9 protein-coding genes are annotated in these 9,580 nt (G+C 53.0%); 8 read left to right on the forward strand and 1 reads right to left on the reverse strand.

Annotated elements, in window-relative coordinates; translation table 11 throughout:
* Window positions 1-298: 298 nt before the first annotated feature.
* The 3 genes from Q8Q07_07295 (at window position 299) to Q8Q07_07305 (ending at window position 3,767) form a co-directional block, all read left to right on the forward strand.
* Complete coding sequence (locus Q8Q07_07295) at window positions 299-1,264, forward strand: ABC transporter permease (GenBank protein MDP3880088.1); 966 nt, start codon at window positions 299-301, stop codon at window positions 1,262-1,264.
* A gap of 22 nt (window positions 1,265-1,286) precedes the next feature.
* Window positions 1,287-2,234 carry an ABC transporter permease gene (locus Q8Q07_07300; protein MDP3880089.1) on the forward strand — a complete coding sequence of 316 codons (948 nt, stop codon included), beginning with the start codon at window positions 1,287-1,289 and terminating at the stop codon, window positions 2,232-2,234.
* A 177-nt stretch (window positions 2,235-2,411) separates the two neighbouring features.
* The gene (locus Q8Q07_07305) at window positions 2,412-3,767 is read left to right on the forward strand and encodes an amidase (protein MDP3880090.1); all 1,356 of its coding nucleotides are present in this window, start codon (window positions 2,412-2,414) and stop codon (window positions 3,765-3,767) included.
* Between the two features lie 346 nt (window positions 3,768-4,113).
* Here the strand turns inward: Q8Q07_07305 and Q8Q07_07310 are convergent, their stop codons facing one another.
* The gene (locus Q8Q07_07310) at window positions 4,114-4,923 is read right to left on the reverse strand and encodes a DUF1445 domain-containing protein (protein MDP3880091.1); all 810 of its coding nucleotides are present in this window, start codon (window positions 4,921-4,923) and stop codon (window positions 4,114-4,116) included.
* Window positions 4,924-5,207: 284 nt separating this feature from the next.
* Here Q8Q07_07310 and Q8Q07_07315 point away from each other — a divergent pair, with 284 nt between their 5' ends.
* The 5 genes from Q8Q07_07315 (at window position 5,208) to Q8Q07_07335 (ending at window position 9,423) form a co-directional block, all read left to right on the forward strand.
* Window positions 5,208-6,521, forward strand: coding sequence for a thiamine pyrophosphate-binding protein (locus Q8Q07_07315; GenBank protein ID MDP3880092.1), 1,314 nt, complete (start codon window positions 5,208-5,210; stop codon window positions 6,519-6,521).
* The gene (locus tag Q8Q07_07320) at window positions 6,518-6,817 is read left to right on the forward strand and encodes a thiamine pyrophosphate-dependent enzyme (protein ID MDP3880093.1); all 300 of its coding nucleotides are present in this window, start codon (window positions 6,518-6,520) and stop codon (window positions 6,815-6,817) included. Before Q8Q07_07315 ends, Q8Q07_07320 begins: the two co-directional genes overlap by 4 nt.
* Window positions 6,818-6,979: 162 nt before the next feature.
* Window positions 6,980-7,153 carry a hypothetical protein gene (locus Q8Q07_07325; GenBank protein MDP3880094.1) on the forward strand — a complete coding sequence of 58 codons (174 nt, stop codon included), beginning with the start codon at window positions 6,980-6,982 and terminating at the stop codon, window positions 7,151-7,153.
* Window positions 7,154-7,169: 16 nt separating this feature from the next.
* Window positions 7,170-7,517 carry a hypothetical protein gene (locus tag Q8Q07_07330; GenBank protein MDP3880095.1) on the forward strand — a complete coding sequence of 116 codons (348 nt, stop codon included), beginning with the start codon at window positions 7,170-7,172 and terminating at the stop codon, window positions 7,515-7,517.
* The gene (locus Q8Q07_07335) at window positions 7,510-9,423 is read left to right on the forward strand and encodes an aldehyde ferredoxin oxidoreductase N-terminal domain-containing protein (GenBank protein ID MDP3880096.1); all 1,914 of its coding nucleotides are present in this window, start codon (window positions 7,510-7,512) and stop codon (window positions 9,421-9,423) included. The genes Q8Q07_07330 and Q8Q07_07335 overlap by 8 nt, the downstream gene beginning before the upstream one ends.
* Window positions 9,424-9,580 lie beyond the last annotated feature (157 nt).

Below are 9,580 nucleotides of genomic sequence, written 5' to 3' on the forward strand. Positions count from 1 at the left end.
GCCAAGTATGTCTGGATTGACGGTGGGCTGAAGCAGTCAATGGGCTACTAGGTCGCCCGGTATCAGAAGAGACACCGTTTGAGAAAGAGGGCTGGCAGTTTGAACCGCCAGCCCTCCAGGGGAAGTCCGAAATTCAGGTGATTTTCCCCGGTGTCTCCCAGCATTCTGGTGACACCATTAAGGAATTCTCCTGTCTGACCTTCAGCATTTACTATGATAATAAGATACTGAAGGAAGCGGTGTTCAGCAGGACACCGGATATTCTACTTAAAGCCCCGCAGATAACAAGGTAGATGAAATGCATGCTTATATAATCAGAAGATTGCTGCTAATGCTTCCTTCTCTGCTCATGGTGACCCTGATCGTTTTTTTCCTGGTCCGCTTCATCCCCGGCGATGTCATCGATATAATGGTAGTAGAGATGACGCAGGCAACCGGTGCCGGGGCAGCGGAAAAAACGGCTGAGGCTCTTAGAACCCAGTTGGGACTGGATAAACCGGTTTACCTCCAGTACTGGGAATGGTTGACAGATGTTCTCCGGGGTGACCTCGGCTCATCCCTGTGGACACGGCGGTCTGTGGGCTCTGATATACTCAGACGGCTCCCGGTATCCTCTGAGCTAGGGATTCTGGGTATGACCATAGCGCTAATAATGGCTCTGCCCATAGGTGTATATTCGGCAATACGGCAGGACACCGCCGGTGACTATTTTGGTCGCAGCCTTGCCATACTCTTTATCTCCGTTCCTTACTTCTGGCTGGGAACCGTAATCGTCGTCTACCCCTCGGTATGGTGGGGCTGGATGCCACCGATGAGGTATATCCCGCTGGTTGATAATCCGGTAGGAAATTTGAAACAGTTTATAATACCGGCTTTCGTGGTCGGTACCGTATTCACCGGGACGATCATGAGGATGACGCGTACCATGATGCTGGAGGTTCTAAGGCAGGACTATATCCGGACGGCCTGGGCCAAGGGACTCAGCGAGCGGGTGATTGTCCTGCGTCATGCCCTGAAGAACGCTCTAATTCCGGTGGTCACCATATTAGGTATGCAGTTGCCTATTGTCATTGCCGGCGCTGTGGTTACCGAGACAATATTCGCTTTACCCGGGATAGGCTTTTATCTGCTTGAAGCTATCGGCCGCAGAGATTACCCGGTGATTTCCGGAATAAACCTGATAGTGGCTAGTTTTGTGGTGGTCATTAATCTGCTGGTCGATATAACCTATGCCTATCTGGACCCCAGAATTCACTATAAATAACCTGATAGGGAAAATTTGAAAAATGGGTGAGAACCAGAGAGTATCCCGGGAAGCGGAGAGAGAACCAAAGAGTCATCCCTTGCTGATTGATGTATTCATCAGGCTGTTCAGGGAGAAACCCCTGGGTACTATAGGCGGTGCCATCGTCCTGATACTTTTTCTTACCGCTGTCTTCGCTGATGTGCTGGCTCCTTATGGATACGATGAAATGCTGCTGTCCGACCGGCTTCAACCCTCCTCTCCGCAGCACCTTCTGGGGACGGATAACCTGGGGCAGGACATACTGAGCCGCATTATTTTTGGAGCCCGTATCTCCATGTATGTTGGACTGGGAGGGGCAACTCTGGAGATAATTGTCGCGATGCTGATAGGCCTTATTTCAGGGTTCTTTTCCGGTAAGACTGACCTGATAATACAGCGGTTTGTTGATGCCTGGATGTGCTTTCCACCTCTTTTCATTTATTTAACTGTAATGGCTGTTCTGGGACCGGGACTGATACAGGTGATACTTGTACTGGGAATCTCTACCGGTATCCGCAGCTCAAGGGTGGTCAGAAGCGCGGTTATCGGCATTAGAGAAAATGTATATGTAGAAGCGGCCAGGGCTATCGGCGCCCCGAATATAAGAATACTTACCCGTCATATTCTCCCCAATGTTATGGCTCCGGTGATTATCATATTTACCCTGGCGATGGGGCAGATGATTCTGGCGGAAGCTACCCTGAGCTTTCTCGGTTTCGGTATTCCTCCGCCGATGCCCAGCTGGGGAGGTATGCTCAGTGGCAGGGGGCGCTCTTATATGCTACAGGCCCCATGGATGGCGCTGTGGCCCGGTCTGGCACTGGCTATTGTGGTCTATGGTATCAATATGCTGGGAGATGCCATAAGGGATTTGCTGGACCCGAGGCTGAGGGGTGGACTGGGACGATATTCAGGAATAAAGAGAAAAATGCCTAAACCGTCAATCTGAGGATAATAATCTACAGTTTGGTAACGTTACGCTCTTATAATAGCCCGACTGGATGCCTCTGAGAGCACCCGACGCTAATTCTGCCGTCTGATATTATTATTTCCGTGAAGATGTGTTAAAATTCAGGGTGTTCAGGTATTGGGACAAAAGTAAATAACGGGGAGGAAGAAAACCGAAATGGTCAGGACACCCTGTGAACTAACCGTTGCCGAAGCAGCTTCTAAAATCTCCACTGGTGAGTTAAGCGTTCTGCAGTTAGTCGAATCTTGTCTGGATCGCATCGATGCTCTGGAGGATAAGATTCAGGCGTGGGTATTGCTAGACCGGGAAGGAGCACTGGCAGCATCACTCTCCCTTGACGACGAGTTGCGTAAAGGACAGCGGCGCGGGCCCCTCCATGGTATCCCGGTGGGAATCAAGGATATTTTCTACACAGCCGGTCTGCGCACAGAAGCAGGCTCAAGGTCATGGTCAGGATTTGTGCCGTCTTATGATGCCACCGCTGTTGCCCGTCTGAAAGAAGCGGGGGCTGTTGTGCTTGGTAAAACTCACACTACCGAGTTTGCGCACCAGGATGTGGCCCCTACCCGTAATCCCTGGAATACCAGTCACACTCCCGGAGGTTCCAGCAGTGGCTCGGGGGCGGCGGTGGCCGCGGGCATGTGTCTGGCTGCTTTTGGTAGCCAGACCGGCGGATCAACGCTGCGCCCGGCGGCTTATAATGGCATTGTCGGCTTAAAACCCCAGCACGGTCGTATCAGCGCCTATGGCGTGGTGCCGCTAAGCTGGACCATGGACCATGTTGGTATCCTGGCCCGGACAGTAGAGGACTGTGCCCTCATCTTCCAGGCGGTGGCCGGCTATGATGCTAAGGACCTATATTCGCTTAATGAGCCAGTCCCCGATTGTCTGATCGGTCTGAACAGTCAGCAGAAACCGCGTTTAGGTCTGGTGCGCCAGCACTTTTTCGACCATGCTGATGAAGAGATGCGGTGCCATACTGAAGAAGTTGCCGGGCGGTTGCGTCAGGCGGGCGCCATTGTAGAGGAGGTGACATTATCTCCTGACTTCGCCGGACTCCATGAGATTAATCGTGTCATCATGTCGGTTGAGAGCGCAACCTATCATCGGGAGATGTTCGCGCAACGCAAGGAACTGTATCGTCCCAGAATACGTAAGACAATCGAAGAGGGGCTGGCTACTCCCGCAACCGAATATGCCCGGAGTTTACAGTCGCGGCTCCAGCAGCGTGCCGGCGTGGAGCCATTGCTGCATCAGTTTGACGCTCTGCTCGCTCCCGGGGCCCCCGGCACTGCTCCGAAGGATTTGACGATTACCGGAGACCCGGTGATGCAGCGGCCCTGGACAACTATCGGCCTGCCTTCTATCAGCTTGCCCACCGGCCTGGGGCAGAATGGGCTTCCCCTGGCCGTTCAACTGCTTGGTGCTCCCCTGGCTGAGGACCGCCTGCTGGCAGTGGCAAGGTGGTGCGAACGCACTCTGGACGTGCACCTGAGTCCACCTCTGGACTAGTACTCAATTGCAAGAACTAGGGTTATGACGATACCGTTCGCCCTGAGCATGTCGAAGGGCGCGCCGTTGTGGTTCGACAAGCTCACCATGAACGGCTTAATTATTACGGCTTCCTACGCAACTAGGTACTAGTGTAGTGTCTCTATATATCTTGCCGTATCAAGGAAGTTGCAGTCATACCAGCGAAGGCTGGAAACCAGGGGATAGACATGGAATTCGGATCAATCCTGTCCTGGCGACAGGTCAGGGTCCGGACTGACAGAACTGTAAAGACATGTGGCATACACGACACTAGCCTGAAGCTTCTACCCCGGTCTCTGCCTTGTCTCAACGACTGGCGGGCTGGTTACAATATGGCTAGTTCTTCTACCAGTTTATCGGTGATAAAGACGCTTACCGGATAATCAACAATCATCAGGGGCAGTTTAGCCTCAGCGGCCACTATCCTGTTCGTGGCGCCGCAGGCCCAGAACATGGCGACTTCGCCCTCTGCCGGCTCTCTGGCTTTTGAGCCTTCCCAACCTGCTATCAGGTCCGGACGTGACAGGTCCCGTATCCCGATAGCTCTGCCATCTCCGATATGTACCGGCGCCCCGTGCATAATGCGGTGTCGTGACGATATTTGTACTGCCCGGGTAGCATCGAAAGAAGTCTTGAACAGACGGCAGGAAACGGCCATATTGCCGCGGAACGGCCCGACGGGCACACAGGCTATATTGGTGCTGAATACGCCATTAACCTGGTACTGCACATTGGCGTTTTTCAAAGCCCAATCAAAGCTCTCACTGCAGCCGGTAAGAAAGCCGACCAGGTCATCACGCCAGTACTTTTTAATATCGGTAGGCTCATCGATAATCTTGCCGTTTTGGTAAACCTGGTATCTGGGCAGGTCGGTGCGCAGATCGGCATCCGGGGCGACGCGAAGGGGATGGGGCGACCCTGCTTCCGTCATGTCAACGATGGAGACAGTCTCCGGGTTGCGGTGAGCGAACACCAGGTAGTCATAGGCATACTCTTTGGGGATGATGACCATATCCGTCACGGCGTAGCCGCGGCACTTGTTCATGCTGTGCTCCGTCCACTGGCCGCTCCTGACGATGTTGCGGAACTCATCTGGACTCATCGCTGATAAATCGGCTTCCGTGTATTTAATCATGGTATTTCTCCTCCGAGTTTGGTCGGGTTATGCCGTCTGTTTTTATCTAAGTATACTCCGGCGCCGGTGAATGTCAATAAAACTTTAGCCTCAAATTGACGGTACTATCGGGAGACCTTATAATCTATCATGTCTTTTACCGGAGACACCACTATGAATGAAAATATGAGTATCCCGCATCAAACGACCATCCTCCGTCATTCCGTACCTGATACGGGGCCGGAATGGCTATGGTCCTATTTTCGTAGTATTATCAAAAAGTTCAATCTCCAGGGGAAAGCTTGATGGCAACGTGCGCTGAAGTAGTGGCCAGAACACTGAAAGAAAATGGTATCAGCACCATTTTCGGGCTTCCCGGTGGAGAGGTGCTTGATTTCCTTGAAGCTTGCCGTCGGGAAGGCCTTTCTTTTGTCCTGACCCGTCACGAAGCTGCGGCTGCCTTCATGGCGGATGTTACCGGACAGATTACCCGCCGTCCGGGAGTTTGCCTCTCCACCCTCGGGCCGGGAGCCACCAATCTTGTTTCCGGCGTGGCCAATGCCTTTCTGGACAGGTCGCCGGTGCTGGCAATTACCGGGCAGATGTCAACCAGAGCCGCGCCTTATTGTACGCACCAGCGTATTGACCTTTCATCACTTTTTCAGCCGGTAACCAAGCAGAGCATTGTTCTGGATGCCAGAAACACCCGGAGTAAGGTCGAAAGGGCGATAGAGATTGCTACTCAAGGTAGAATGGGCCCGGTGCACCTTCTCCTGCCCAGCGATATGGCTGCTCAGCAGGATGAAAGTTATCAAGCTGATGAGGCGGAAGCGAATGTCTATGCCTCATATTCGGACGAAAGGTTAATGGAGAAGGCTCTGGCGGAACTGAATCAAGCTCGCCATCCACTGGTGATTGTGGGTGTGGGCGTTGACCCGGTGGGTAGCTCAGCGATAATAGCTGACTTTATTGAAAAGACACGGATTCCGGTGATGGTCACTCCCAAGGCAAAAGGGTTGGTCTCGGAGACCAACCCCTTGTTCCTGGCCACTGCCGCCGGTATGGCCGGCGACAGGGTAATCGTGGAGTTCCTCCAGGATGTAGACCTGGTGGTCGGTATCGGCTTTGACCCCGTCGAATCTGACAAGATGTGGCACAAGGAAAAGAAGATACTGTCTATTGATACCGCCTCTACCGCCGACGGTTCCTACGCTCCATTTCTGGAGCTAATCGGGGATGTAAATGCTATCCTAACCAGATTTCTTACTGCCTATACTTCGAATCATGCCTGGGAAGAAAAAAAATTGCGGGCTTTCAGGGATGAGATGAGAGAGGTGTCATCTTCACCCGTCGCCGCTTCCCGGAGAGGCCTTTCTCCTTACCATGTAATCCTTAAACTGCGCCAGCTGCTATCACCAAATGCTGTCCTGACCACGGACGTGGGCGCGCACAAGTTATTGCTGGGCCAGCTATGGGAGACCTATGAACCGTTGACCTTCTTCATGTCAAACGGCTTTTCCTCGATGGGCTACGGCTTTCCCGCGGCCATGGCCGCCAGGCTGCAGTTTCCTGACCGGGAGGTAGTCTCCGTATCCGGAGAGACGGCGGCTTTTTCATGATGCTTCAGGAACTGGAGACAGCGGTCAGATTGCAACTCTCCATAGTTTGCCTGGTCTTCTGCGACCGGAAGCTGGGGCTGATCGACGTTGTCCAGAAAAGAAGACTTTATCCCGCCTGCGGCGTTGATTTCGGGGGTACTGACCTGGCAGCAATCGCCAGGGGATTTGGAGCTCATGGGGTGAAAGCGGCGTCCTTCTCCGAACTGGAGACAGCGATTGCAGACGGTCTCAGGATGAAGGGGCCGGTGGTCATCGAGGTACCCATCGACCCTGAGGAATACGCCAAACAGATGTAGCTTCGTGCCCGTCTGTGCTCGATATGACGCGGTCGGGTGAGCAGGAATAATTTTGACAGTGCAGACGTGAGATGCTACACTAAAAAGGAGATTAGTCTCTGTGGGGGCAGAGGCTATATTTGTTATAGCTTCAAGAAAGACTTCCCGAGCAAAGGAGGGCAAATGCGCAAGGTACTATTTGTAGACTATGAACCGTGCACCGGCTGTGAGCTATGCGTATTGCACTGCTCCTTCCAGAAAACGCAGACCTTCAGCCGCAGCCACTCGGCGGTAAGGGTGATAAAGCAGGAAGAAAAGGGAGTATGCGTCCCGGAGATGTTGCCAGCACTGTCTTGAACCGGAATGCCTGCTGGTGTGTCCGGTAAACGCCATCAGCCGGGATGAGGAGACGGGGATAGTCAGCCATGACCTGGAGACCTGTATCAAGGGCTGCAAACTCTGCCTGGAGGTATGCCCTTACGGGGCGCTGTCAGCAGACCCGGTCACGGGCAAGGTATTCGAATGTAACCAGTGTCTAGGGGAGCCGGTATGCGCGCAGGTCTGTCCCATCGGGATAATACACTATGTGGAGGCGGAGTCTGAGGCGTTAAGTGAGAAGGATGACTGGAAGCGCCGCTTACTGAAGCAGGGGATGGGGAAGGTAGCCTCAGAGAAGAGGCTTGCCGCAATCCGGGGTAGCAAAGGAGAAAGAAATGACTGACTGGTATGGATGGGCAGGCAATATCCTTAACGTAGACCTGACCAGTATGAAGGTCTCAAATGAAGAACTATCTCCGGAGTTCGCCGCCAAGTATATTGGCGGGGACGGTTTTGGTATCAGAACAATTTATGACGAGGTTGGCCCTGAGGTTGACCCCCTCTCACCGGAGAATGTTGTGGTAATCGGTAATGGGCCATTGGCTGGTACCATTACGCCGGGCAGCAGCCGGTTCGATGTCATCAGCAAATCCCCGCTGACCGGAATCTTCGCCCGCTCCAATGGCAGCGGAGGGTTCGGTCCGGAGATGAAGTTTGCCGGCTATGATCTGATTGTCATCAGGGGTAAAGCGGAGAAGCCGGTGTATCTGTGGCTTAACGACGGACGTGCCGAAATAAGGGATGCCGCTCATCTCTGGGGTAAAGATACCTGGACAACTGACCACCTCATCCAGCAGGAGCTTAATAACTCTGATATTCATTCTATCAAGATAGGGCCGTCCGGTGAAAACCTGGGCTTTTCTTCAGCGATTATCGGTGACCTGGGACGGGCAGCCGGCAGGATGAGCCTGGCCGCCGTCTGGGGTTCCAAGAATCTCAAGGCGGTGGCCGCCCTGGGTAACAAGGAAGTAAAGGTAGCCAGGCCGAAGGAATTTATGGAGCTGTGCCAGTCCCTGCTTGATAGGGCTAAAAGGGATCCTATGTACACGATACACACCAACTACGGCACCACCGGCTGGGTCTCCTACGGTTTTTATACCAAACGCAAAGCTGAGCTTGACGCCATTCATGAGAAGATCCTTTCCTGTTTTGGTTGTGCTTATCATTGCCGGCATTTCAATTCCGTGAAATCAGGAAAATATGCGGGAACAGCGGGCCCCGGCTTTGAGGGTGGGCCTCTCGGCAGGTCGCTCAATATGGCCCAGGTGGATAACGTGGAGTTCTTCGTTAAAGCCAACACTTTGTGCAACCAGCTGGGCGTCCATGTGCAGGTACCCTTTCACGCCTTCCAGTGGGCGATACAATTGTACAGGGACGGTATTATTACCAAAGAGGACACCGAAGGATTGGAGATAACGCCGGGCAATGAAGAGGTATTCCTGGAACTGCTGCATAAGATAGCCTACAAGGAAGGCTTCGGCGAGATTTTAGACGGCTATCCTATCCGTTCGGCTGAAAAATTGGGAAGAGGCTCTGACCTGTATATCAGTCACGGCAAAGGCCATACCGACCACGGCTGGACTCGCGGGATGGGTGGCTTACGCTCGGTGCTGGGCAATTCGGTGGCTACTCGTGGCTATGACCATCTCACCGGCGCTCAGTCGCAGACAGTGCCCGGTTCTCGCCGGGAGCACTCTGATGAACACCTGAGAAAACTGGGTGAGGAGCGCTATGGAGACCCCGAGGCATTTTTCAATCCATTTACCCCCGACCCGATAAAGGCGAGAGAGGTATATGATAACGAAATCACCTACGCCCTTTGCGATATGACCGGGGTCTGTCATTTTGCCTCGCACCAGACTTTTATCACTGAAGGCATGCATGATGAAGACTTTGCCCAGGTCATGTCAGCGGCTACCGGAATAGATTTCAGTGTGGAGGACATGAGAAAGGCTGCCGAGCGGAAGAACTTGATGGAGAGAGCCTTCAATGCCCGGGAAGGAATCAGGCGTATTGATGATTACCCGTATCCCTTCCACTATCAGCTAAAACACGGCAAGGAGCACCCCCGCTACGATTACTCCAAATTTGAGTATAATATTGAGGATTTCGATAAGGTGCTTGATGAATACTACCGGCTGCGTGGCTGTGACCTGGAGACCGGGATACCTACCAGGGGGAAACTGGAATCTATCGGGCTTGATGACGTGGCTAACGATTTGGCCGGGCGGGGAATACTGCCCGGATAATAGCAGCTAGTGTAGGGTCTCTTATATATCTTGCCGTGTCAAGGAAGTTGCTGTCATTCCAGCGAAGGCTGGAATCCAGGGGATAGACATGGATTCCGGATCAAGTCCGGAATGACAGAACTGTAAAGACATTTGTAATACACTATACTAGTAACCG

Source organism: Dehalococcoidales bacterium, assembly GCA_030698765.1.
In the GTDB taxonomy this organism is placed as follows: Bacteria; Chloroflexota; Dehalococcoidia; order Dehalococcoidales; family UBA2162; genus JAUYMF01.

Coding starts and splice junctions, on each gene's coding strand:
- Q8Q07_07295 (MDP3880088.1), top strand. CDS start 299: ATGCATGCTTATATAATCAGAAGATTGCTGCTAATGCTTCCTTCTCTG.
- Q8Q07_07300 (MDP3880089.1), top strand. CDS start 1,287: ATGGGTGAGAACCAGAGAGTATCCCGGGAAGCGGAGAGAGAACCAAAG.
- Q8Q07_07305 (MDP3880090.1), top strand. CDS start 2,412: ATGGTCAGGACACCCTGTGAACTAACCGTTGCCGAAGCAGCTTCTAAA.
- Q8Q07_07310 (MDP3880091.1), bottom strand. CDS start 4,923: ATGATTAAATACACGGAAGCCGATTTATCAGCGATGAGTCCAGATGAG.
- Q8Q07_07315 (MDP3880092.1), top strand. CDS start 5,208: ATGGCAACGTGCGCTGAAGTAGTGGCCAGAACACTGAAAGAAAATGGT.
- Q8Q07_07320 (MDP3880093.1), top strand. CDS start 6,518: ATGATGCTTCAGGAACTGGAGACAGCGGTCAGATTGCAACTCTCCATA.
- Q8Q07_07325 (MDP3880094.1), top strand. CDS start 6,980: ATGCGCAAGGTACTATTTGTAGACTATGAACCGTGCACCGGCTGTGAG.
- Q8Q07_07335 (MDP3880096.1), top strand. CDS start 7,510: ATGACTGACTGGTATGGATGGGCAGGCAATATCCTTAACGTAGACCTG.